Genomic DNA, 24,839 nt, shown 5'->3' on the forward strand with positions numbered 1-24,839 from the left:
AGTTTATCAGGAATGTTGAACGATGTCAACAACTTTCTGAAAAAACTTTTATCAACTGCCGGCTACCAGAGATAACCAACGCCTCGCTAGAAGCACGTTTGCTTCATAACGAACAATAACTAGTATAGCCTTTACCCCTTGGTTCGTCAATAGTTTTGCAAAGACTTTTTAACTAAAAAACTAAAGACGTTTTTTAAATAAAAAACGGATAAATTCGTTCGATTTAAACAAATTTATCCGTTTCTTTAATCAATAACGTTCGGTTTTACTTCAATTCCCAAGTTTGCCCCTGTGGACTATCACGAACAACCAGGCCAGTTATCAACAGTTGATCACGAATAGCATCCGATGTTTGGAAATCCTTAGCAGCACGTGCTGTTGCTCGTTCGGCCAACAAAGCCTCTTGTTCTGGAGTAAGAATGATTTCTTGAGTCAACTTTTCAATTCCAAAGATACCAAGCCAAGTTTGCAAACGATTAGCCAGGCACTCTAGGTCACCCTGTGTTGCAGTTTCCTGATTTTGCACCTTATTAGCCAAAGTTGCCAAATCAAAGATAACGGTAACCGCGTTCTCTGTATTAAAGTCGTCATCCATCGCTTCAATGAAAGACTCTTCCAATTCCGCTACCTGATTTTGCACCTGTTCTGAAACCTGACCAGTTGGCGCTACCACCTGGGCATCTAAGAGACCTTGATATGCCCGGTACAACCGATCGAGCTCACCCTGGGTTTGGTCCAAACGATCTGAACTATAAGAAATCGCCCGACGGTAGTTGGTCTTGGCCAAGAAGAAACGCAGACCCTGCGGGTCAATATCCGTTTTTAACAAGTCGTGGATGGTAACAAAGTTTCCCAGTGACTTCGACATCTTTTCATCATTAACGTTGACGAAGCCGTTATGCAACCAGTAACGGACAAACTGCCGATGATGGTATGACTCCGACTGCGCCAATTCGTTCGTATGGTGTGGGAATGTTAGATCAATGCCACCAGCATGAATGTCAATCGTTTCTCCTAACAACTGGTCATTCATGACCGAGCATTCAAGGTGCCAGCCAGGGCGACCCGGTCCCCATGGCGATGGCCAGGCAACGACATCCGGCCGACTTTCACTCTTCCACAAGGCAAAATCAGTTGGGTCCTGCTTATCTTCTTGGTCTTCTTCCCCAAGGCGACCAGCAGCATTTTCCTCTAACTGTTCCATGTTTTGGTGGGAGAGTGCCGTATAGTTTTTAAACTTCTTCGTCGAAAAGTAAACATTACCGTTCACTTCATAGGCTTGACCTTGCTCAAGCAATCGTTCAACGAATTCGACCATTTCTTTCATATATTCGGTCGCGCGTGGACGGCTAGTAGCCGGCTTAATATTTAATTGCCGTGTATCTTCTGCAAAGGCAGCCGCATACTTATCGGCCACTTCCTGCTCGGTCAAGCCTTCCTTTTCACCCTGAGCGATAACCTTATCACCCAAATCAGTAAAGTTGGAAACGAAGTTCACTTCATAACCACGCCATTCCAAATAGCGGCGAATCGTGTCAAAAGCAACAGCTGATCGAGCGTTACCAATATGAATGTAGTTATAAACCGTCGGTCCACACAGGTACATGGTAATTTTGCCTGCTTCTTGCGGGGCAAAATCTTCTTTTTCCAGGCTGTAGGTGTTATAGACTTGGAGCATATGCGGACCTCTTTTACTTTAGTAATCGTCATTGTTTGCTCTCATTATAGCAAAACCAACAAAAAACAGCACTCAAAGTGAGTGCTGTTTTAAAACCTTAGTCGAGGTACTTGGCCTTGACATCAGCCATCGTCTTCAAGACGGCCGGCTTGTCCAACAAGACAAGCATTTCAGGTAGGTTTGGCCCCTGAATTTGGTGAGTTGTCGCAATTCGGATTGGGTTCCACAAATTACGACCTTTAATTTCAAGATCATTTTGAATACCACGAATGGTAGCCATATAAGTATCGGCATCGGCATCATCTGGTAAGGCAGTATAAGCCTTTTCCCAAGCGTCATAGACCTTACGTCCGTCTTCCGATGTCAAATAGTCGACCATTTCATCTGTCACTTCGCCTAATTGGAAGAATGGTTCGCGGACCAAGTCAACGATTTGCTTCGTATAAGAAATACCGTCAACACCAGCGACTTCGATAACTTCCTTCAGCCAGTCAGCACGCTTTTCAGCGTCTTCCTTTGAAATCAGGCCAGCAGCGATGATTTGATCAAAGAGCTGTGGCATAATGCGGTCCTTGTCCTTACGGATCCACTGGTTGTTAATCCACTCCAGCTTCTTTTGGTCGAACTTGGCGTTAGCCTTTGACAAGCGGTGCTCGTCAAACATTTCCTTGAATTCTTCCAGTGAGAAGATTTCGTCTTCACCCTTTGGTGACCAACCTAACAACCCAATGAAGTTATCCATAGCTTCTGGTTGGTAACCCAATTCGCGGTATTGCTCCACAAACTGCAAAACATCGTTGTCACGCTTTGACAACTTCTTACCTGTTGCACCATTGATAATCAAGGCCATGTGGCCAAACTTTGGTACATCCCAGCCCAAGGCTTCATAGATCATCATTTGCTTTGGCGTGTTGGAAACATGGTCATCCCCACGCAAAACGTGCGAAATTTTCATCAAGTGGTCATCCACTACAACGGCAAAGTTATAAGTTGGCATCCCATCGGCCTTCTGGATAACCCAGTCACCACCAACTTCCTTGGCACCGATTTCGATATGACCCTTAACGATGTCATCCCAAGCATAGACCTTTTCTTCTGGAACGCGGAAACGAACAACTGGCTTCAAGCCTTGGGCTTCAAATTCAGCATACTTCGCTTCGCGCTCTTCGTTGGTCAAGCCCTCATATTCATAGATATAGTGAGGGGCTTGCTTGGCAGCCTGTTGTGCTGCTCGTTCTTCGGCTAATTGTTCAGAAGTCTTGTAAGACTTATAAGCAAGGCCCTTTGCCAAGAGTTCATCGATGAATTCTTGGTAAATTCCCTGTTCATTTCGTTCTGATTGGCGGTATGGTCCATACTGACCAGGCTTATCAGGCGCTTCGTCCCAATCCAAGCCTAACCACTTCAGGTTTTCCAACTGTGACTGTTCACCATTTTCAATGTTTCGCGCAGAATCGGTATCTTCGATTCGGATTACAAAAGTTCCATTGTAGTGGCGGGCAAAAAGCCAGTTAAACAACGCCGTTCGGGCGTTTCCAATGTGTAGATAGCCCGTTGGTGATGGGGCATAACGAACACGAAAGTCATCAGTCATGAATATTGTTCTCCTCAGTACAGCCTAACGCTGAAAAATTCTTTCTTAAGTATACAACAAGTCGGGCAGGCTTTCAGCCCTCATGAAAAAATCAGGATTGTTTTGGTCCTGATTTTAAAACAGTTTGATCGGCCGCAGGTGCTAGCGATTCCGCCAGCCTAGTCACCAAGCGCCAGGTGCAGTGCCTCTTTAATCGTCGTCACGCCAACGACCTCAAGACCATCCGGCAAACGCAAGCCAGCCAAGTTGTTCTTAGGCACAATTGCCCGCGAAAAGCCTAACTTGGTTGCTTCTTTTAACCGGCCTTCTAAGTCAGCCACCGACCGAATTTCACCGGTTAAGCCCAGCTCGCCAATAAAGACATCACTGGCCCTAGTTTCCTTATCCTGGTAAGACGAGGCAACCGCGACCGCGACTGCCAAATCGATGGCTGGTTCATCGAGCTTCACACCACCAGCCGCCTTGAGATAGGCATCCTGATTTTGTAGCAGCAGGTTCGCCCGCTTCTCCAAAACCGCCATAATGACCGAAACGCGGTTACGGTCCAGGCCAGTAGCCGTCCGTTGCGCATTTCCAAAGACAGACGGGGTCACGAGGGCCTGGAGCTCCGCTAAGATTGGCCGGTTTCCCTCTAATGTCGCCACAATTGCCGACCCAGTGGCACCGGCCAGGCGCTCCTCCAAGAAAATTTCGGAAGGATTGGCAACCTCAACCAGTCCCTGGTCACGCATTTCGAAAATGCCGAGCTCGTTTGTCGCACCAAAACGGTTTTTGACCGCCCGCAGAATCCGGTACTTATAGTGGCGGTCCCCTTCAAAGTAGAGAACCGTATCAACCATGTGTTCCAAAATCTTTGGACCGGCAATCGCCCCATCCTTGGTCACATGGCCAACAATGAAGACCGTAATGTTATTGGTCTTGGCAATCTGCAACAGATCAGCCGTCACTTCCCGAATCTGAGCAACGGATCCAATTGGTGAGGTCAAATCAGGTTCCTGCATCGTCTGCACGGAATCAATCACCAAAAAGTTCGGCTTCATTTCCTCGACCTGCTTTTTCACCGCCGTCATATCGGTTTCCGGATAAAGGTAGAATTGCTGACCACCGACATCTAACCGGTCCGCCCGCAACTTAACCTGCGAGGCCGATTCTTCACCGGTCACATAAAGCACCTTCCCATGGTTGGAAAGTTCGCCCGAAACCTGAAGCAAAAGCGTCGACTTCCCGATACCGGGGTCCCCACCAATTAGCACCAAGGTTCCGGCAACAACTCCGCCACCAAGGACACGATTCAATTCTTTCAGGCCCGTGGTGACCTTGGGCGTATCTTCCAAAGAGACTTCGTTAATGGCTTGGACCTTAGCGACCTTACCGTCAATACCGACTCGTGCCTTGCGATTGGTCGTTTCTGGTTGGATTTTTTCTTCGACAAAAGTGCCCCATTCGCCACAGTTTGGACAGCGACCAAGGTAGCGGGCCGAAATAAAGTCACAATTGGAACAAATAAATTGGGTTTTCGTTTTGGCCATTAGCCCTCCCCGGTTGAACCAAAGCCACCGGCACGAACGGCCTTGATAGTATCTTCATCCTGGTCGGCTAGCAAATATGGTAAGAAGATCCCCTGGGCAATTCGATCACCCTTCTTAATCACAACGTCCTCTTGGCTAATATTAAGGACCTGCAACATGATTTCGCCCTCGTTTTGTTCATTATTGTAGTAATCCGCATCAATAATCCCAACCGCATTTGGCATCACCAGGTGCTTTTTCTTTGGCAAAGATGACCGTGAAACCAATTGCAGGTATTCATCTGCCTGCATATAGGCCTTGATACCCGTTGGAATCAAGACTGGCTTTTGCACACCTTCTGTTGGTGCTGGAATGACAATATCAGTTGCTGCGGCAAAGTCATAGCCCGCTGCTCGTTCGGTTGACCGAGCTGGCAGGGTCAGACCGGCATTTTCATACTGACTGACAATTTCAAATCCACGCTTTTTCATTCCAAACCCCTTTACATTTCCATTAATCTGGCATATAACCAACTTATTATTTAACTAATTTATTATACGTCATTGCGGTTAATTTCTAAACCGCCACATCATTTTGGGAGGTTCTAATGGCCATCACTGCAAAACCAGGAGCATTCTACTACGAAAAGGACGGCGTACAACTCGGCGAGGTGACCTACGTGGAAAATCAGGCCGAAAATAGTCTTGTTTTAAACCACACCTTCGTCGACCCCAGCCTGCGCGGCCAAAACATTGCGCGCCAGCTGGTTGACGAAGTCGTCAACAAGGCTCGGGCGGAAGGCAAACTAGTTCAACCAGCCTGCCGGTACGCCGCCGTTTTATTCCGGCGCTTCCGCGACGAATACCAGGACGTTGATACGACGATCCAGTCAAATCAAAAATAGGCTGAATGGATTGTATATCCAGCCGCCCCAAAAACGTTAAAAGTAAGATAAGTCGCAACCCAAACGTCAACAAAGGTACAAAGCATCCCCATCCCCAATCAAAAACCGTCAAAGCTAATTGGAAGAACAGCGTTTCATCCAAGTTTACTTTGACGGTTTTTTTAGCAGATGTCGGCCCCATTGTGCAAAAGATACTCCGCCAGTTCGAGTATCGTCCACCGAGCGAAGTGCCTTCTTTTACATTGTTTCTAGTTAGCAATCAGCAACCCAATGACTAATCCGTCACTTCTGATTTTTCACTCTGACACCAGTCAAGAATAAAGGCAGCAATCGTTTTGGTGTAGGTTTGCAGTTGTGCTAGACTCGCCGACTCATTATCGCTATGGGCTTGAACAAGCTGACCCGGACCGTAGACGACGGCCGGAATATGATAGTAGCCAAACCAACCACCATCTGAAACCGAAGTTGACATCCCCACCACCGGCTTTTGGCCGAAGTTTTCTTCATGGGCCTGCGCTAATTTTTTAAAGGCAGCGCCATCCGGATTTAATTCCAGCGCTGGGAAGATTTCACCTTGATCAACCAGCATCGAATCCCCGCCCCACCCAAAAGTTGGCAGGTTATCTTTCAACCATGGGTCGGCCTTGGCAGCTGCCAAGACAGCCTCTTCAACCTCTTGTTCAATTCCCTCGACCGTCTCATTAGGATAAAAGTGAACCGTAATCCACAGCCGACATTCATCGGCCACAAAGGCCGGGTGGATACCACCCTCGATATAGGCCGGGTTAATCGTATCGGTTCCTGGTGCAAAGCCAGGATAGGACTTTGTGATGCCCCAATAGCGCTCAAGTTGCTGGAGGGCACTCATGACGACCGGCATCTTTTCAACCATGCTAGCTGCCTTCAGGCCACCACCAGTCTGGACCATTTTAATCCGGTTGCCATCATGGTAGGTATGAGGCGACTTCAGCGTAATCCAGCCCGTGATTACCCCACCTTGCCCTTGAAAATGCGTATCGCTGGTATCACCAACGATGGCAAAGTCAATGGGGTTCTGATGGTGGTTCAACAAAGTCTTAGTGCCCGCCTCGCCCAACTCTTCGCCAACCACGGACTGTAGATAAAGGTCACCGGGTAAATCAATGTTCAAATCAGCCAGGATTTTAAAGATAAAGACATAGGCGGCCATTGCCCCCTTCATATCACTCACCCCGCGGCCAATTAAGGTGTCACCCTTTTTAGTTAGCACAAAGGGGTCGGTTTCCCACAAGTCCTGATTTTCCAAGGCGGCCACATCAACATGGCCATTTAACATAAGGTTGTGGTGGGTTGCCGGTGCGCTCCCCGGCTTCTTGGCTTCGAGCAACCGGTCTTTTTCATAAAAATCTTCAAGTTTGGTTTCCAAGCCATATTGCGCTAATTCGCTGGCCAGCCACTCTTGTAGTGGGGTGGTATTTCGTGCCGGCGGCGAAACCGTTTCAAAGGCGACCAAACGCTCAAGAATGTGTAAAAACTCTTCTTGCCCCTGGTCAATAGCAGCAAAAACTGCTTCTTTCTCATCAGTAGTCATTTTTTCTCCAATCAAAAAACTTCTCTGCAACAGTATTCCGCGCTAGAGAAGTTTCGAGTTGGACAATGAGCCCTAATTTAGTATCAACGTATTTGGCTTTCCTACGCGAGTGCTAACTCTCAGGTTCAAAGGGTCCCTTTTCAGGTCTCAGCGGATGGCTCCCCTAGCCTTTTTAGAATAGCACACTTTTGTGCAGAATCGCAGAAAAGTGTTGTGATTGTTGCCAAGGGCCGCGAGAAGTCCACCGAAAGCCGTCAGATTGCTGGCGGAAACTGCCAAGAAAACCACCAAAAATCGCCTGATTGCTGCCACGAACTGCCGAAAAAACTCACCGAAAGCCCTCGGCTTGCGAGGCTAAACCCGATTCAACACGCCCAGCCAACAAAAAAGCCCCGGCCGCAACCTGCGACTGGGGCTCGTTTTAAAAGCGATTACTTTGCTGATTTGTCATCAGACTTTGCATCGTCATCTTCTTCGATAGCTGAAATGACAACCTTGCCATCAACCAAGTCAGCTGACAATGCCTTCTTACCAGGGTTATCCAAGTAGAAATCAGTTACTTGATCACGAATCTGTTGCTCAATTACTCGACGCAATGGACGAGCACCGAGGGCTTCATCATAACCATCTTCAATCAAGTGTTCCTTGACACCATCAGAAATCCGCAACGTCAAGTCCTTCTTAGCCAAGGTCTTATCCACATCCGCCAACATCAAGTCGACGATTTGCTTCAAATCGTCCTTAGTCAAAGCTGAGAATTCAACCACACCGTTGAAACGGTTCAAGAATTCTGGACGGAAGAACTTGGACAACCGGTCCATCAAGTCACCCTTTTCCACATCCTTGTTACCGAATCCGGCATTTGAAGTGGCAATGACCACGGTATTCTTGAAGTTTACCACGTTTCCTTGACCGTCCGTCAAGCGACCATCATCCAAGACCTGCAAAAGCAAGGTCAAGACTTGTGGGTTAGCCTTTTCAATCTCATCCAACAAGACAATTGAATAAGGGTTACGACGAACCTTTTCTGTCAAAGTGTTGCTATTATCGTCATAGCCAACATAACCGGCTGTTGCACCAATCAACTTTGACACGGCTGTCAAATCAGAATATTCTGACATATCCAAACGGATAATGGAGTCCTTCGAACCGAAGAGGTCTTGTGCTAACTGCTTTGCCAACTCCGTCTTACCAACACCAGTTGGTCCAACGAAGAGGAACGAACCGATTGGACGGTTTCCTTCATCAAATCCGGCACGGTTACGACGAATTGCACGGGCAACGAGGTCGACGGCCTCATCTTGACCAATAACCTTACCAGCCAAGCGCTTGTCGATTTGCTTCAAGTGTTCGATATCTGAAGCACCCATCTGTGAAACAGGGATACCCGTCAACCGTTCAACTGCTTGAGCAACATCGTTTGGCGTTGCCTTAATCTTTTCAACGTTCTTAGCAGAATCTAACTTCTTTTGAACGTCAGCAATTTCATTCTTAACCTTCAAAGCCTTCTCATAGTCTTCTTGACCAACAGCATCTTCTTGGTCCTTCTTCAAATCAGCTAACTTCTTTTCCAAAGAAACCTTGTCGGTTGCTGGGTTCTTAGCTGACAAATGAGCAGCCGTCATATCAATTAAATCGATGGCCTTGTCAGGCAATGACCGTTGTGGAATATACTGCACTGAGTAATCCACAGCTGCCTGCAAGACATCCTTTGGCAATTCAACGTTGTGGTGCTTCTCGTAAAGAGGAGCGATTCCTTCCAAAATCTTCAACGTATCTGCTGCTGAAGGAGCATTAACCTTGACTTCGTTAAATCGACGAGCCAAAGCGGCGTTCTTCAAAATCGTGTTCCGGTACTCGTCTTGGGTCGTTGCACCAATCAAAGATAATTCGCCACGTGACAAGGCTGGCTTCAAAATGTCGGCCAAGCCCTTACCACCGTCTTCGCCACCGGTTGAACCAGCACCAAGAATTTGGTGGATTTCATCGAAGAACAAGACCACGTTACCAGCGTTCTTGACTTCATCAATTAACTTCTGCACGTTTTCTTCAAAGGCACCACGGTATTGCGTACCAGCCTCAAGTGCTGAAATATCAATTGAGTAAATTTGCTTATCTTGGATAGCGGCTGGCACATCCCCAGCGGCAATGGCCTGAGCCAAGCCTTCGATAACCGCCGTCTTACCAACACCGGCATCCCCAACTAAGACAGGGTTATTCTTTGTCCGTCGGCTCAAAATTTCGGCTGTTTCTTGAATTTCCTTGTTCCGGCCGATAACTGGATCAAGCAAACCATCCTTGGCTTCTTGGGTCAAGTTCCGACCTAATTTTGCCAACATGCCATCTTGCTTAATTTGTCCTGGCTTTGCGGCCTGAGGACGACCATTACCTGCTGTCTGACCTTGTTGTGCGTCATTTGGTAACTGACCAGTTTGCCGATATTGTGCAAACTCCTCTGGTGTCACTTCCCGACCGTTAATTAGATAACGGCGGTTTTCAGAGTTTAAACCATTCAAGTTACCCATCATACTATCAAAGATATTGTTCATATCTGAGTTAAATCCGTTGTTAAATGCATCGTTTTGATTTGCCATAAATTAATATACCTTCCTCTTTATATAAATTTACTTTCTTTTCGAAATTGGCAGTGTCATCTCAACCGTCGGATTTCGAATCCCGCTTATTTTTAACGAGTGATTCTTGATCTGGATCAGGTTTCTGATAACCGTTTTCCAATTCCTTTAATACTTGCCACATTTCCATTTGCTGGGCCCGGGCTAAGGCATCTAAATCTCGTATATTTAGTGAAGTTGCCTGGCTTTGGGCCTTATTGAAAGACCGATGAATCGTCGTGTAACCATAGCCGGATTCTTTCGAAACCCGATAAATGGTTAACGACTTATCCATCAAATAAGCCTTAATGTTAAAACGTACCATTCTGATCACCCCAGTTTTGATATCTCTTTTCTAACATTTTCTTCCTCCTCCACATCTATTATTATAACACATATGTGGTATAACACAAGTGTGCTATATTATTTTTTTTATTTTTTGATTAAAATAGAGTAGTTGCCCTAGAGCCAAGCGGTTCTAGCTATAATGATTCCAGCAAAATAAAAACTATTTTCCTATAAAAAGGGGTGCCGAATGGCCAACCAGCGTTACGAAATCGAAATTCCAGAAGAGGCCGTCAATGATCTCGACTTAACTGACGGGGCCAAACTCGGCCTAGTTGTCAATGACGCTTCCTTAACTTTGACACCAGTCCTAACTGAAAACAATAAACAGGAACTCTCAATCCGGCGGTTTTTGGTGCCATCATTCTTGGCAACCATCGCCTTTGCCTTTTGGATTTTATGGCAAAAAAACCCTTTAATCCCGCTAACCGGCGACAGCTCACTAGCAACAGCCGTGATTTTCTTTGGTGAAATTACTGGAATGGGGTCCTTTATCCGTCTTCACCTCAAAAATATCCGCCAAGAAAAAGACCTAATTAAGAAGAAAACCGACACGCGTCTCGCACCAACCCTGTTTTTTTCAATCGCCCTCATTCAGGCCTTTGCCATGATTGCTTTTTTCTGGGCAATTGGCTACCTCTTTCAGGCGGCAATCTTTGACCGATTGACGGCGACCATCCTCTTTTTCGTCTTTGTCAGTATCGTCAACTATTTAATGGTTTACACCGTCACACTAATTTCCACGCCCTTTATGATGGTCCTTTTGATTATTACCATTGTCTGCGGGGTCCTAGTGGCCATGGTAACCAACTCGCGCCTTTTATGGTGGCAGCATAATTTTTCTTTTTTGGGCACGGCCAAGGCTCACTTTTCCTGGACCTTTAACGCTACATTAATCATTGCCGGCATCCTCTGGGGAACTTTAATTGACTATTTGTTTGTGCCTATTCAAAAGCGCTACAAACAGCACCACCGACTGACCATTTTAAGGGTCTTTCTAACATTTGATGCCCTGTGCTTGTTGGCCATCGGTGCACTTCCAAATAATCCCGGCCTTCTCCATATCGCCCATGACACAGCGGCCAACTTGTTAATTGTTGGTACGGGTGGGCCCATGCTTTTAATTTACTGGCTTTTGCCCAATGCCAACCGCGAATTTAAACTCTTTTCATTAGGAACCGCTCTCAGCATGGTAGTCACCGCCTTTCTCTTCTACGGGATTCGCTACTTGTCTTTGACCGCCTTTGAAATCATCATTTTAGGCCTTGGTATTTCTTGGCTCTTGCTTTTAATGCAAAATATTCATATGCTGTACGAGACGAAGTCACAATCGTACCAAGTCACACTCAAATCAATTGAATAAAATCAGAACCCGCTTTTGTACCATGAAAAGGAATGACACCGATGTCAGCAGAAAAAAATAACACTCATCAAAAGACCGTCAGTCGGTCAAAGAGTTCAGTGCGCAATCAGGGACAGGGGAATCGCTCCCGCCCTAACCGTTACTCAAAAAATCAGGGTAACAGTTCCAACCGCCACCAACCCGTTGAGGTCAAAATTGGGCAAAAGTTCCCATTAACCATCAAACGCCTTGGTATTAATGGTGAAGGAATCGGCTACTTTAAGCGCAAGATTGTCTTCATCCCTGGTGCCTTGCCAGGCGAAGTCGTTACCGCTAAGGTAACTGATTTTACCGAAAAGTATATTGAGGCTAAGGTTGTCACGATTCGCGAAGAAAGCCAGGACCGCGTCACGCCAGAAGATCCGGCTGCTGACCTGGTTGGTGGCTTCGAACTCGCCCACCTTTCTTACCCAGCCCAATTAGCCTTCAAAAAAGACCTAATCGTGCAGGCCTTAGAAAAGTTCCAACCCAAGGGCTTTGAACACTATCAAATCAACGACACGATTGGGATGGACGTCCCCTACCACTACCGCAATAAGGCTTCCTTACCAATTCGTAAGATTAAAGGCGAAGTCAAATTAGGGCTCTACAAGCGTGGCACCCACGATATCGTGGACTTACCAACAATCGCTACCCAAGATGAAACATCAATGGCCATCGTTCGTCAGGTTGGCCAAATTTTGTCCGACGCTTCTGTTTCCTTTTACAACGAGGCCAAGAACACCGGTCTGGTCAAAACCATCATCGTTCGTGCCAACCAAGAGGGCCAGGCCCAATTGGTACTGGTCACAAATGTCGAGGAATTCCCTGGTCGTTTAGCGGTCATCGATGCCCTAACGGAAAAGATTCCTGCCCTGACTGGTATTTTCCAAAATATCAATTTTGGTAAGACATCGCTCATTTGGGGTGATGAAACCATCAAGCTTTGGGGTGATGACTACCTCCATGAGGAAATCTTAGGACTAAACTTTGCCTTTTCCCCACGGGCCTTCTTGCAACTGAACCACGAGCAGATGACCAAAACCTACGAAATCGCGATTAAGGCACTGGACCTCAACAAGGATGACACCCTAGTCGATGCCTATTCAGGGGTTGGGACCCTTGGGCTATCAATGGCCTTCTTGGTTAAGGAAGTTCGCGGAATGGAAGTAATCCCAGAAGCCGTTGAAGATGCTCGCCTAAACGCTGAAGAAAACGGTATCGAAAACGCCTTCTATGAAGTCGGAACGGCCGAAAAGGTCTTTCCAAAGTGGGCTAAGGAAGGCTTTGCGCCAACTGCCGTGGTCGTCGATCCGCCACGACCAGGTTTGGATGATGCCTTCAAGAGGGCTTTACTTAAGACAAAGCCTAAGAAATTAGTCTATATTTCTTGCAACCCATCGACGCTAGCCCGTGACTTAGCAGACCTCGATTCTGCCTATCAAGTGGACTTTATTCAACCAATCGACATGTTTCCTCAGACTCCCCGTTGGGAAGGCGTCGTCAAACTGTCACTGAAATAAAAAGAAAGAAAAGAGCCGTTTTATTTAGCGGCTCTTTCTTTTATAATAAAAATAATGTGATTTTTATCTTTTGGAAAGGCGGATGCTTCTATGTACCACCGTGATGGACGATATTTTGAATTAAGTTGGCGACAGATTTACTTTTATTTTTTGCTTTCACTAACACTTGATGCCCTTGGAAACGGGCTCTCCGTGGCAACGAACCTTGGTTCCGCGCCGTGGACTGCCGGCGCAGCCAATTTGGCTCACGTTACCGGAGTGCCGATTTCGATTTATCTGGCAGCAACGACTGTTTTGGTTGCGATTGCCAATATCTTTTTAGCTAAAAAATTTGTTTTGAAGCGTTTCCTAGGAAATATCACCTTCGGCCTTCTTTTTTCCTTTTTAGCCGGCTTTTTCAATACCATTTTTGTTCAGATGGGTGTTCGGACAGTCCCACTGTGGCTCCGCATCCCACTCGATCTTTTTGGTGTTGCCGTCGTTGGAGTCGCCATTTCGGTTTACCAGCGGGTGAACTTCATCCTTCATCCGATTGATGATATGACCAACATCCTGCGCTTCTCCTACTTCCGGGGCTCCGCTCCCAAGGCACAAATTTCCAACTTTATTTTTGCCATTGGTATTTCTTTGGCTTGTTGGGCCTATTCGGGTAGTATCGTTTCCATTAACATCGGAACGGCCGTCTCCTTCTTCTTGCAGGGACAAATTATCGCCTGGTCCGACAACCTCGTCTTCCCTCACCTTGTTCACGGCAATATGGATTTAACCCACAAGGATATTCCAGTCCAAAACAAGGATTAAAAATCAGCTTCAAACAACAAAAAGGCACTCACGTTTCAAATCGAACGCGAGTGCCTTTTCAGTTTACTAGCAAAGAGAACCATAAAAGCCACTTTGCACCGTGAGCCAATCCCGTTTTCGAATTGGGATTGACCTGATTTTTTATGCTTTTGTTTGAATTGAATCAGCTTGCGCCGTTTCCTTCCTCTGTGGTGCAAAGAATTGTTGACCAATCTGGGTCACAATACGGTTATTCAAAACCAAATAAGTTAGAATCAACTGGATTGGGAAGAAAATCAATTGCTTTGGCAACCGGGCTGATAACATGGCCGAAAAGACCGACCATGAATGTTGTGGTGAGTACATGACCATCAAGGCAAAGGTATTCACTAAAAAGTTAACCACAAAGGTAATCAGCAAAACGGCCACCAGGATTTTACCCCAGTGAACGGTTTTTGTCAGCGGCTGTTGGTAGAAGAACCCACCATAAATGAGTCCAGCTAACACAACGCCAAAGGCCATAATTGGCGACCAGGCGCCATGGGCCACAAAAAAGGTCACGTTAACGAAGTCGAGTAAGACCATCACCAGCATCGTCCAGATTGGACCGAAGAACCGTCCCATCAGAGACGATGCCAAAAAGACAAAAGAAATCTTGATGGTTGGTGTCAGCATGACTGAAAACTTACCGATAACCAACGACAGGGCCATTAAGACCGCTAGCAAAACGAGCTGTTGGATCGACAAAGAAGACAGCCCCCACTGCTTGAAAACTGTGTGCTTGTTCATATTCTTGAACCTCCTAAAGGAGCGTTCACCGGGTTGGTGAATGCGAAACCCGTACCGCACATAAATGTTTCGTCAGTGGCTCACATTCCGTTTCCACTGCACTTAACGCACGGGTTCCTACCCCATATTTATTTTTTGCCAACTATTATTTTATTCAAAAATGATTTTCTTGAAATAAAACGAACAATCAACGATATATATTATATCACGTTCGTTTATATTAATCCAAAGAAAAATGCCACCATCGCAATGGTGGCATTTTTACTTACATCTTTGCTTCCAATTGAACGTCCGGATACTTATCCTTGAACCAGTTCAATGCAAAATTATTTTCAAATAAGAAGACGGGACGGTCATAGCGATCCTTGACCAACAAGTTCCGCGATGAAGCCATCTTTTCGTCCACTTGGTCTGGGTTAATCCAGCGGGCAACCTTCGAACCAATCGGCTCAAATTGAATTTCAACGTTATATTCATTTTCCATTCGGAATTTGAATACTTCGAATTGCAATTGTCCAACGGCACCAAGAATATATTCGCTTGAGTTCCATGACTTATAAAGCTGAATGGTTCCTTCTTGGACCAATTGGGTAATGCCCTTGTGATATGACTTTTGCTTCATCACATCTTTGGCAATGACCTTGTTAAAGTACTCAGGAGTAAAGGTTGGTAAATCAGGGAAATGCACAGCCTTCTTACCAGAGAAAATCGTATCCCCAATTTGGAAGTTCCCGGTATCATAAACACCGATAATATCGCCCGGAACGGCTCCCTGAACGTTTTCACGCTCTTCCGCCATAAACTGGGTCACATTGGCCAAACGAAGCTTCTTGCCCGTTCTTTCCAGCGTGACATCCATGCCCCGTTCAAAAGCACCGGAGACAATTCGCACAAAAGCGATTCGGTCACGGTGACGAGGATCCATGTTGGCTTGAATCTTAAAGACAAATCCAGTAAATTCAGGATTATCTGGTTCAATCACTCGGTCATCAACTGTTGTGACCGGCGCAGGCATTGGCGCGTAAGTCAGGTATTCTCGCAAAAATTCGGTCACACCGAAGTTCGCTAAGGCGGAACCAAAGAAGACAGGTGTTAACTTACCCGTGGCAACGGCCTCTTCATCAAATTGGTTCCCAGCATCTTCCAACAATTCGACTTCATCCAAACCTTCTTGACGAACTTCTGGATGATCAGCTGCATTTTTAAAGGGAATCATTTCCTTTTGCTTCAAATCATAAATGCCCTGCAAAATCTGTCCAGACCCAATTGGCCAGTTCATTGGGTATGCTTGGATCCCCAGAATGCTTTCCAATTCGTCAACCAAATCTAATGGTGACCGGGCATCACGATCAATCTTGTTAAAGAAGGTGAAGACAGGAATCCCACGTTTTGAAACGATCTCAAACAGCTTCTTGGTTTGTGGCTCAATTCCCTTCGCGGCATCAACAACCATGACAACCGAATCAACGGCCATCAGTGTTCGATAAGTATCTTCCGAGAAATCTTCGTGCCCCGGTGTATCCAAAATGTTGATACGTTTACCCTCATAGTCAAACTGCAAGACAGATGAGGTAACAGAGATACCACGCTGTTGCTCAATGGCCATCCAGTCCGATGAAGCCATCTTCTTGGCCCCACGACCCTTGACCGTTCCGGCTTCGCGAATAACGCCACCATGGAGGAGTAATTGCTCCGTTAAGGTTGTTTTTCCCGCATCGGGATGGGAAATAATGGCGAATGTCCGCCGATTTTGTAATTCTTGTTCAAAGTTTTCCATAATAAGCTTATTTTACATGAAAAAAGCGCTCAGGGCTAGGGCTGAGCGCAGAAACATCTGCTTTCAGTTCATCCTGAAACGCTTTTTTAATTTAAACTGTTTTAGTTAGAAAACAGTGGGCACGTAAAGTGACCTGATTTACTTTTGTTCTGCCTTGTATTGCTCAGCTTCCGCTGGTGTTGCCAAGACAAAGTGACCAGGTTCAACTTCAACCATTTTCCGTTCCTGTCCATCCTTTTCGAAGCTGGCATCGTATGGCTTAATCACACGCTGCTTTTCAACGATTGGATCAGGTTCGGGCACAGCCGAAAGCAAACTCTTGGTATATGGGTGCAATGGATGGTTATAAACTTCATCCGCAGTACCCAATTCAACCAACTTTCCCCAGTGCATCACACCGATTCGGTCAGAGATGTACTTGACCATAGCCAAATCGTGGGCAATAAAGAGGTAAGTCAATTTGTTTTGCTTTTGCAAATCAGCCAACAAGTTGACAACCTGGGCCTGAACAGAAACGTCCAAGGCCGAGATTGGTTCATCGGCAATGATAAACTTTGGCTGAACAGCCAACGCACGGGCAATTCCGATTCGTTGCTTCTGTCCACCAGAGAATTCGTGTGGGTATCGTGAGGCGTGGTCCTTGTTCAAGCCAACCAGCTTCAACAATTCCAATACCTTCGCTTCGCGTTCGGCACGCTTCTTGCTGTAACCAACCTGGTCAAGACCTTCACCAATGATATCTTCAACCCGCAAACGGCCGTTCAATGAGGCCTGTGGGTCCTGGAAAATCATTTGCGCTTGCTTACGAAAGTCCTTCATCCCCTGCTTTTTCAACTGACCCAAATCTTGGCCATCAAAAGTAATGGTTCCTGAGTCTTGGTTGTAAAGCTTCAGAATCGTCCGACCAATCGTCGTCTTTCCTGAGCCTGATTCCCCAACCAAACCAAAAGTCTCTCCTTCGTAAATATCAAAGGAAATCTCATCAATGGCCTTGGTGGCGTTGCTTTTACCAGCGTTAAAAGTCAGGTTCAAGTCCTTAATTTCAACTAATTTCTTTGCATCTGGATTTTGCATTACTTGGCCCCCTCATTTTCTAAGGTCTGCCAAAATGCTTGGCGACGCTGAATCTCAAGTGGTGGTGTTACCTTTGGTGCCCGATCATCTAAGAGCCATGTGGCTGCAAAATGAGTTGGTGACACTTCAAAGAGTGGTGGTTGCTTTTCATGATCGATTGCCAAACCATAGACGTTTCGATCCGCAAAAGCATCACCCTTGGGTGGGTAAAGCAAGTCCGGTGGTGTACCCGGGATGGCTTGCAAGGTACCAGACTCCGTCTTCGTTGATGGCATTGAACCCAACAATCCCCATGTATATGGATGTTGTGGATTATAGAAGACTTCGTTCACCAGGCCTGTTTCAACAATCTTACCGGCATACATAACAGCCACTCGATCGGCAATTCCAGCTACGACACCCAAATCGTGGGTGATAAAGATAATCGCCGTGTTGTTCTTCTTTTGCAACTTCTTCAAGACCTGCAAGATTTGGGCCTGAATCGTCACATCCAAGGCAGTCGTTGGTTCATCAGCAATCAAAACCTTTGGATCAGCGGCCAGCGCAATGGCGATAACGGCACGCTGACGCATTCCACCAGACCATTGGTGAGGATAATCATTGATATGTTCTTCGGCATTTGGAATACCAACATCCTTCATCAGTTGCAAGGCTTTCTTGAGTGCCTCGGCCTTTTCAACTTCGTGATGCTTCATGATTGGTTCCGCAATCTGGTTGCCAATCTTCATCGTTGGGTCTAATGAAGTCATTGGATCCTGAAAGACCATGGCGACTTCAGAGCCACGATAACTTTCCCATTCTTTTTCAGACAATTTGGCCAAATTCTTACCGTTGTAGAGAATTTGACTCTCTTCACCTAATTCAGCGTTTTGAGCATTTAGACCGAGGAGGGTCTTTGTCGTCACTGATTTACCAGAACCAGATTCCCCAACAATAGCAAGGGTTTCGCCAGCATTTAAATCAAAATTAACGCCTCGAATCGCCTGGATTTTTCCAGCATAAGTGTTAAAGTCCACGCGGAGGTCTTTTACTTGTAAAATTGGTGCTACCATGAAGGCCTCCTTATTCATCCGCCATCTTTGGATCAAAAGCATCGCGCAAACCATCACCCAAGAGGATGAAAGCCAATGATACCAAGACCAAGACAACTGATGGAATCAAAATCTGATATGGGTAGTATTGCAACATGTTCTGTCCATCAGTAATCAATGTTCCCAGTGAGGCAGTTGGTGCCTTAACACCCAAATTGATAGCTGACAAAACAGCTTCGAACATGATGGCAGATGGAATCGTCATCATGATTTGCACGATAATTGTTCCAGACATGTTTGGTACCAAGTGCTTCAAAGCAATCTTTGGTCCAGACTCACCCAAAGTCTTGGCCGCCAGGACGAAATCACGTTCCTTATAAGTTAAAGTTAAATTACGAACCTGACGGGCCATTCCGGTCCAACTGGTCAAAGCAATGGCTAAAATAATTGACCACATACTTGAACCAAAAAGCATGGCCAGCAGGGTCACAACAACCAAGTTTGGGATGGCTGAAATCACTTCAATCACACGTTGCAAAACGGTATCAACCCAACCGCCAAGCCAACCGGAGATTAACCCGTAGCCAACACCAATCAAAAGGTCAATGGCTGTGGCAACGATGGCAATAAAGAGTGAAATTCTCAAACCAACCGTCACACGCTTGGCCACTGAACGGCCAAGGTTATCCGTTCCCAAAATAAAGTTTTGGTCAACATCGTTCTTAGCATAAACATCAACCGACTCAGTAGCACCTGGAGTGGTCATATTGCCATCCCAACCTGGAATTGGCAAACCTGACTTTGGTGGCAAATTCTTATATTTAGCGGTACCCGTATCAAATTGGTTCGCTGAATTTTGGCTAACAAGTGGTATTGAAATCAGCGCATAGAGCATAACCAAAACCAAGAAAACCAAACTGACAACTGCTAATTTATTCTTACGAAGACGGTGCCAAACGCTTTGCCAAGTCGACAAAGCGGGCTTCACGATATTTTCGCTGGCCGACTTATCTTCAATCCCAACGAGGGAAAATTCATTTTGTACTTCTTCCATGTTCTCCCCCTACTTCAACCGAACTCGTGGATCAACGATTGCCGTCAAAATATCGGTAATCAAGATGCAGACCATCAACATCGCCGCATAAACAATAGTGGTTCCCATAATAACCGGATAATCCTTTGTTGGAATTGAGGAAACAAACTGTTGCCCAATTCCAGGAATTGAAAAGATGTTTTCAACCAAAGTTGATCCGGTCAACAGGTTGGCAACCATTGGACCAATCAGCGTCAAAATCGGAATCATCGAGTTCCGGTAAGCGTGCTTACGGATTAACTGTGTTCCGGTCAATCCCTTCGCCCGGGCCAGTTGGATATAATCCGAATGCAAAACATCAATCATTTCGGAACGAACAAATCGCGTAGTCGTTGCCGCAGGGCCAACAGCTAAGGCCAAAGTTGGCAAAATTGTTTCGGAGAAGCTATCACCCCAACCGGAAACTGGCAACCAACCAAGGTTGTAACCAAAGACGTAAAGCAAGACGATGGCTAAGATAAAGGAAGGAACCGAGATTCCCAGAGTGGAAATAATTCCCAAGAAACCATCCGTCTTCTTATTCTGGTTCTTAGCAGAAACCGCTCCGAACCAAAGGCCAAGCAAGATTCCAACAACTAAAGCTTGCAAACCAAGTTGCGCAGAAACTGGCAATCGTTGACCAATCAGCGTTGAAACTGATTGGTTCTGGTACTGATAAGAAGTACCAAGGTCACCATGCAACAGATTAACAAGGTAATCAAAGTATTGAACCAGAACGGGTTTATCCAAACCATAGGTTTGATTCAATTGGGCAATTGCCGAGGCCGACAAATGCGGGTTATTATACGGTGTTCCTGGCAAAATCTGCATCAAGAAGAACGTGGCCGTAACCACAATCCACAACGTGACTAGCAGGATTAACACTCGTTTTAAAATGTATTTGGCCATTTTAATGACTCTCCTAGCGCTATAACGAAATTATCGTTGTTGGTTTAAACTAATTTAATATGGCCTTTTTAGAAAGACACGCTTCACATCAAAGGCAGGTCACATAAAGGGTGTCCATTATGATACGGGACGTCTCTCTCAATGACCTGCCTAGTGTATTCAAATTGAATAATTGTTAAATTACATTACTTACGGTATGCCCGGGTAACATCTAATGGCAAACCAGCAGGGTTTGTCACAATGCCCTTAACATTTGGACGGGCCAATGAAGCACCCTTCCATGAAAGCAATGGGTTGATGTTTGCGGAATCCATCAAAGCCTTTTCAGCTGCCTTCCAGTCAGCGTCACGGGCAGATGGGTTGTTAGCATCCGTGCTTTCAGCCTTTGTCACGGCATCAATGTAATCTTGGTTCTTAAACTGACCGTTGTTCATACCAGTGTCAGTTGCCTTGAACATGTCGTAGAAGGTTGAACCATCAGGATAATCACCGTTCCAGTTAGAAACAACAATATCAAAGTTACCGTTTTGTGAATCTTGCAAACGTTGCTTGAATGGCACAATCTTCTCAGTGATTGAAATTTGGTCACCAAACGTTGATTCGTAAGCTTGCTTCAAGTAGTCAACAGTGTTCTTAGCAATTGGGCTATCAGCATCCGTTTCAAGGGTAACACTCATCTTACCCTTGTTAACTTCCTTGATTCCTTCAGCGAAGAGTTGCTTTGCCTTTTCCTTGTCGTAAGTGTAGCCAGGAGCAACATAATTAGACAAGTCTTGACCATTTGCAGCCTTAACCAAGTTGTTTGAAACCAAACTCTTAGCGGCATCACGAGTTCCACCCGTTGCCTGTGAAGCCAAGTCCTTACGGTTAGTTGCCAAGTTCAAAGCTTCGCGAATCTTTTCGTTTTGCAAGAATGGGTTCTTAGCTTGGTTATACTCCAAATAAGTTGCTGAAGCCATTGCGCTATTCACAACATCCTTGTTGCTCTTGTTTGCTGAATACATTTCAGGTGAGTTAGTAATCGCAGCGCGGTCGATCTTACCTTGCTTGTACAACTTAATAGCAGTTTCAGGGTTCTTGATAACTTGCCAGTTAATCGTCTTTGTCTTCACATTCTTGGCGTCCCAATAGTTATCGTTCTTGACCATCTTGAACTTACCATTGGTTCCATTCCAGCCTTCGAACTTGTAAGCACCTGAATAGATTTGATTTGCTGCAGTTGTTCCATACTTAGAACCCTTTTCCTTAACGAAGGACTCCTTCTGTGGTGTGAACTGAGCAAAACTCAATAGGTACTTAAATTGTGGCATTGGCTTTTCCAAAGTGAAAGTCAATGTATTGCCATCAGCCTTAACACCCAAATCAGAAACCGGCTTCTTACCAGCCACGATGTCATCAGCATTCTTCACACCTGATGTCAGGTATGAATACTGTGAGGCAGTCTTTGGATCAGCAATTCGCTGCCATGAGTATACAAAGTCCTTAGCAGTCAAGGCGGAGCCATCTGACCACTTCAATCCAGAACGCAATTGAACGGTATAAGTCAAACCGTCTGATGAGACGCTATATGACTTAGCCAAGTCAGGGACAACGTCTCCCTTAGAATTTGTCCGTAACAAGTTGGCTTCCGTATTACCAAGAATCGTATCAGAATATTGGTCAGTCGCTTTCGACATATCCAATGTTTGAATATCAGTTGCCAAACCAAAGTTTAACGTTGATTTATCATCTGCGGGACTTGTGCCCCACCAGCCTGCAGCTCGAGAACCTCCAACTGCGACCAGAACAACGACTGCCGCAACAGTCCATTTCTGCCATCGTTTCATTATGCTTCCTCCTCGGTACAACTTAATGTTTGTTTAATCTTATCAGACAAACACACCGTTTTCAAATAATTTTTTAATAAAAACGATTACTTTGTTGTTTCGTGGCCTAGTTTACCGCTTAAAATGCTCATTTTGACGGGATTTGTTATTTTTCCTAACATCAAAAAAGGATAATTTTGTTAACAAAATTATCCTTTTGGCCTTTATTATTCACTTTTATCTGCTTTATTCCGGATTTTCCTTGTAAGACAAAGCGGCCACGTTTAAAGTTTGATCCGCTAAATCCTTCGTAAAGGAAACTTCGTGGGAAACGATAATGGCATTACCTGGGAACGCCTTAATCGCCTTATACAAAGCTTGTTTCGTTTCTTCATCCAAGTGGTTCGTTGGCTCATCAAGAATCAAGAAGTTCGAAGGCTTCATTTCCATAATGGCGAGCTTGACCTTCGTCTGTTCCCCTCCGGAAAGCTGGAACAACGGCTTTTGCGCATTTTCAGCATTAATACCGGCTCCTGCCAATCGTTGCCGCAATTCTTTTGGCAAAATCGTTGGGAATAAGTCCTGCATCGCTTGTAATGGCGTTTGCTGGTCGTTATCCCAGTCCAAGTCCTGGTCAAAGTAATTAACTACGGCTGATGGTGAAAATTCCACCTGACCGCCAAGAGAGGGAATTTCGCCCAAAATTGACTTAATCAACGTCGACTTTCCTGCCCCGTTGAAACCAGCAAAGACAATCTTCTTTTCCGTTGTCAACGAGAATGACACTGGTTCCAAAATTGCCTGTTCATACCCAACTGACAAATCAGTCACGGTCAAAGCGGCCGCCGACTGGGAATTGACATATGGGAAGTTAAACTTAGCCTTCAGGTTTTCTGAAGGTGGATCAACCTTATCCATCCGGGCCAGCATCTTTTCACGAGACTTCGCCTGCTTAGAAGTTGAAGCCCGCGCCTTGTTTTTTGCAATGAACTTCTCAGCCTTGGCAATTTCAACCTGCTGCTTCTCGTACTGACGCATTTGCTGTTCAGAACGTTCTTCCTTTTGGCGCATCGCCTTTTGGAAAGAACCACGATACTTGGTAATCTTACCAAAGGAAACATCAGCAATCGCGTTGGTCACTTTATCCAAGAAATCAAAATCGTGCGAAATAATCATGGCTGCGCCTTCAAAGCCCTGCAAAAAGCCTTCCAACCATTCGATGTGGGAAACATCCAAATAGTTGGTGGGCTCATCAAGGATAATGACATCGTCATTTTCCAAGAGCAACTTGGCCAAAATAACCTTGGCACGCTGACCACCGGACATGTGTTCCAATTCACGGTCACGACCGATGGCTTCCAAGCCCAAACCGGAAATAACCCGTTCGATTTCGGTATCAACGTCGTAAAAACCAGCCGCATCCAGTTCCTCTTGCAAGCGTCCTGCTCGCTCAAGCAGCTTATCATCGGCAGTAGCGGCGTACTTTTCGTACAATTCCGTTGCGCGATCCTGCTTATCATAGAGGTCCTTGTAAGCTGTATGCAAGAAATCAACCAGAGTCATCCCCTCTGGGATTTCTGCATACTGGTCCAAGTAGCCAATTTTCAGGTTTTTCGCCCAATCAATTCGACCTGATAGTGGCAAGACTTGCCCCGTCAAAATCCGAATCAAAGTTGACTTACCGGCCCCGTTTTGACCGACAATCCCCATGTGTTCGCCGGCTTGCAATTCCAAGTCAGCATCGTCATATAATGTTTTTTCTGCGTAGGCCATTGAGAGCCCACTTACTTCTAATAATGCCATAAGATTTAGTTTACCACACTTTGCCATTACAAGCATGGTCAAGGCCCCCTCTTTGGGCTATACTGGATAAAAGAACATGACAAATCACTGTTCCTTGTTATTATAACGCGAACCTGTTTCTTGGAGAATCAAAGTAGATGAAAGCTCGTAAACTGAACCATAAAGAAATTCCCGCACAAGACCCCAATCGTGCCTTTCGTTTTTGGCGCGACGTCTTTGACCTCCCTCAAAGTGGCGCTCAAACTGACCGCATCTTAGTGGTTGATCACGAAGACCTTACTTTTGTTCAGGGCCAACCGCGAGCTGATTTTGAACTCTTAGTACGTGACCACCTCCCTGAATTAAAAAAGCACTTAGCCAATAATTTTGTGGCAATCGAAAAAGAAGAAGCACGTTTTAACAATAAGATCGCAGTCACAGTCAAGGACTCCGAGGGTAATACCGTGGTCATTGAAGCCAACGCCTGATGTAACATCAACGAACTCACTAAAAAATTATTGAAAATATCCATTTATTTTCGCTAAAAAGCTTGCTCAACTGCCATAACCATGATATACTATTTTTTGTTGTTTAAGACAACTCCATGGTTAGTTAGCTCAGTTGGTAGAGCAACGGACTCTTAATCCGTGGGTCCAGGGTTCGAGCCCCTGACTGACCACTACAGTAATCCTTGAGGAATTCCTC

20 protein-coding genes, 1 tRNA gene and 1 riboswitch are annotated in these 24,839 nt (G+C 45.6%); of the genes, 6 read left to right on the forward strand and 15 right to left on the reverse strand.

Going from position 1 to position 24,839, the window contains the following annotated elements; all coding sequences use genetic code 11:
• Nucleotides 1-265 precede the first annotated feature (265 nt).
• The 4 genes from cysS to dut all read right to left on the reverse strand — a co-directional run bounded on the left by cysS (nucleotide 266) and on the right by dut (nucleotide 5,271).
• A complete protein-coding gene (cysS, locus tag FT12353_RS07890) occupies nucleotides 266-1,678 on the reverse strand; it encodes a cysteine--tRNA ligase (RefSeq protein WP_059394084.1) in 1,413 nt (470 codons plus the stop codon).
• 97 nt (nucleotides 1,679-1,775) lie between these two features.
• The gene (gltX, locus tag FT12353_RS07895) at nucleotides 1,776-3,272 is read right to left on the reverse strand and encodes a glutamate--tRNA ligase (protein ID WP_203619365.1); all 1,497 of its coding nucleotides are present in this window, start codon (nucleotides 3,270-3,272) and stop codon (nucleotides 1,776-1,778) included.
• Nucleotides 3,273-3,430: 158 nt separating this feature from the next.
• Complete coding sequence (gene radA / locus FT12353_RS07900) at nucleotides 3,431-4,801, reverse strand: DNA repair protein RadA (RefSeq protein WP_203619366.1); 1,371 nt, start codon at nucleotides 4,799-4,801, stop codon at nucleotides 3,431-3,433.
• The gene (gene dut / locus FT12353_RS07905; protein WP_059394086.1) at nucleotides 4,801-5,271 is read right to left on the reverse strand and encodes a dUTP diphosphatase; all 471 of its coding nucleotides are present in this window, start codon (nucleotides 5,269-5,271) and stop codon (nucleotides 4,801-4,803) included. The genes radA and dut overlap by 1 nt, the downstream gene beginning before the upstream one ends.
• 116 nt (nucleotides 5,272-5,387) lie before the next feature.
• On the opposite strand from dut, the gene FT12353_RS07910 reads away from it, so the two are divergent.
• Nucleotides 5,388-5,684, forward strand: a complete 297-nt coding sequence (locus tag FT12353_RS07910) for a GNAT family N-acetyltransferase (protein ID WP_059394087.1) — start codon at nucleotides 5,388-5,390, stop codon at nucleotides 5,682-5,684.
• Between the two features lie 274 nt (nucleotides 5,685-5,958).
• On the opposite strand, the gene FT12353_RS07915 is transcribed toward FT12353_RS07910, so the two are convergent.
• From FT12353_RS07915 to FT12353_RS07925, 3 genes are all read right to left on the reverse strand, one after another.
• The gene (locus tag FT12353_RS07915; protein WP_203619367.1) at nucleotides 5,959-7,254 is read right to left on the reverse strand and encodes an acetylornithine deacetylase; all 1,296 of its coding nucleotides are present in this window, start codon (nucleotides 7,252-7,254) and stop codon (nucleotides 5,959-5,961) included.
• Nucleotides 7,255-7,685: 431 nt separating this feature from the next.
• Nucleotides 7,686-9,848: an AAA family ATPase gene (locus tag FT12353_RS07920; RefSeq protein WP_059394089.1), complete on the reverse strand. Its 2,163-nt coding sequence runs from the start codon at nucleotides 9,846-9,848 to the stop codon at nucleotides 7,686-7,688.
• Between the two features lie 61 nt (nucleotides 9,849-9,909).
• A complete protein-coding gene (locus FT12353_RS07925; RefSeq protein WP_059394090.1) occupies nucleotides 9,910-10,191 on the reverse strand; it encodes a hypothetical protein in 282 nt (93 codons plus the stop codon).
• 210 nt (nucleotides 10,192-10,401) lie between these two features.
• On the opposite strand from FT12353_RS07925, the gene FT12353_RS07930 reads away from it, so the two are divergent.
• The 3 genes from FT12353_RS07930 to FT12353_RS07940 all read left to right on the forward strand — a co-directional run bounded on the left by FT12353_RS07930 (nucleotide 10,402) and on the right by FT12353_RS07940 (nucleotide 13,916).
• A complete protein-coding gene (locus FT12353_RS07930) occupies nucleotides 10,402-11,574 on the forward strand; it encodes a DUF998 domain-containing protein (RefSeq protein ID WP_059394091.1) in 1,173 nt (390 codons plus the stop codon).
• Nucleotides 11,575-11,606: 32 nt separating this feature from the next.
• Nucleotides 11,607-13,115: a 23S rRNA (uracil(1939)-C(5))-methyltransferase RlmD gene (gene rlmD, locus FT12353_RS07935; RefSeq protein WP_373299357.1), complete on the forward strand. Its 1,509-nt coding sequence runs from the start codon at nucleotides 11,607-11,609 to the stop codon at nucleotides 13,113-13,115.
• 90 nt (nucleotides 13,116-13,205) lie between these two features.
• Nucleotides 13,206-13,916, forward strand: a complete 711-nt coding sequence (locus FT12353_RS07940) for a DUF6198 family protein (protein WP_059394093.1) — start codon at nucleotides 13,206-13,208, stop codon at nucleotides 13,914-13,916.
• A 141-nt stretch (nucleotides 13,917-14,057) separates the two neighbouring features.
• Here the strand turns inward: FT12353_RS07940 and FT12353_RS07945 are convergent, their stop codons facing one another.
• The 8 genes from FT12353_RS07945 to FT12353_RS07980 all read right to left on the reverse strand — a co-directional run bounded on the left by FT12353_RS07945 (nucleotide 14,058) and on the right by FT12353_RS07980 (nucleotide 24,155).
• Complete coding sequence (locus FT12353_RS07945) at nucleotides 14,058-14,684, reverse strand: folate family ECF transporter S component (protein WP_059394094.1); 627 nt, start codon at nucleotides 14,682-14,684, stop codon at nucleotides 14,058-14,060.
• Nucleotides 14,685-14,716: 32 nt separating this feature from the next.
• Nucleotides 14,717-14,811, reverse strand: a riboswitch (THF riboswitch).
• Between the two features lie 138 nt (nucleotides 14,812-14,949).
• Entirely contained in the window at nucleotides 14,950-16,461 is a 1,512-nt protein-coding gene (locus FT12353_RS07950; RefSeq protein ID WP_059394095.1) for a peptide chain release factor 3, read from the reverse strand.
• A 138-nt stretch (nucleotides 16,462-16,599) separates the two neighbouring features.
• On the reverse strand, nucleotides 16,600-17,535 hold the full coding sequence (locus FT12353_RS07955) for an ABC transporter ATP-binding protein (protein WP_059394096.1): 936 nt from the start codon (nucleotides 17,533-17,535) through the stop codon (nucleotides 16,600-16,602).
• Nucleotides 17,535-18,587 carry an ABC transporter ATP-binding protein gene (locus FT12353_RS07960; protein ID WP_059394097.1) on the reverse strand — a complete coding sequence of 351 codons (1,053 nt, stop codon included), beginning with the start codon at nucleotides 18,585-18,587 and terminating at the stop codon, nucleotides 17,535-17,537. Before FT12353_RS07960 ends, FT12353_RS07955 begins: the two co-directional genes overlap by 1 nt.
• Before the next feature lie 10 nt (nucleotides 18,588-18,597).
• Entirely contained in the window at nucleotides 18,598-19,620 is a 1,023-nt protein-coding gene (locus tag FT12353_RS07965; protein ID WP_059394098.1) for an ABC transporter permease, read from the reverse strand.
• A gap of 9 nt (nucleotides 19,621-19,629) precedes the next feature.
• Complete coding sequence (locus FT12353_RS07970) at nucleotides 19,630-20,547, reverse strand: ABC transporter permease (RefSeq protein WP_059394099.1); 918 nt, start codon at nucleotides 20,545-20,547, stop codon at nucleotides 19,630-19,632.
• A 185-nt stretch (nucleotides 20,548-20,732) separates the two neighbouring features.
• Complete coding sequence (locus FT12353_RS07975; protein ID WP_203619368.1) at nucleotides 20,733-22,373, reverse strand: peptide ABC transporter substrate-binding protein; 1,641 nt, start codon at nucleotides 22,371-22,373, stop codon at nucleotides 20,733-20,735.
• A 225-nt stretch (nucleotides 22,374-22,598) separates the two neighbouring features.
• Nucleotides 22,599-24,155, reverse strand: coding sequence for an ABC-F family ATP-binding cassette domain-containing protein (locus FT12353_RS07980; protein WP_047974944.1), 1,557 nt, complete (start codon nucleotides 24,153-24,155; stop codon nucleotides 22,599-22,601).
• 137 nt (nucleotides 24,156-24,292) lie between these two features.
• Here FT12353_RS07980 and FT12353_RS07985 point away from each other — a divergent pair, with 137 nt between their 5' ends.
• Together FT12353_RS07985 and FT12353_RS07990 are read left to right on the forward strand one after the other, a co-directional pair.
• Complete coding sequence (locus FT12353_RS07985) at nucleotides 24,293-24,622, forward strand: VOC family protein (protein WP_203619369.1); 330 nt, start codon at nucleotides 24,293-24,295, stop codon at nucleotides 24,620-24,622.
• A 118-nt stretch (nucleotides 24,623-24,740) separates the two neighbouring features.
• Nucleotides 24,741-24,813, forward strand: a tRNA-Lys gene (locus FT12353_RS07990).
• Nucleotides 24,814-24,839: the final 26 nt, after the last annotated feature.

The organism is Fructobacillus tropaeoli, assembly GCF_016860625.1.
Lineage (GTDB): Bacteria > Bacillota > Bacilli > Lactobacillales > Lactobacillaceae > Fructobacillus > Fructobacillus tropaeoli.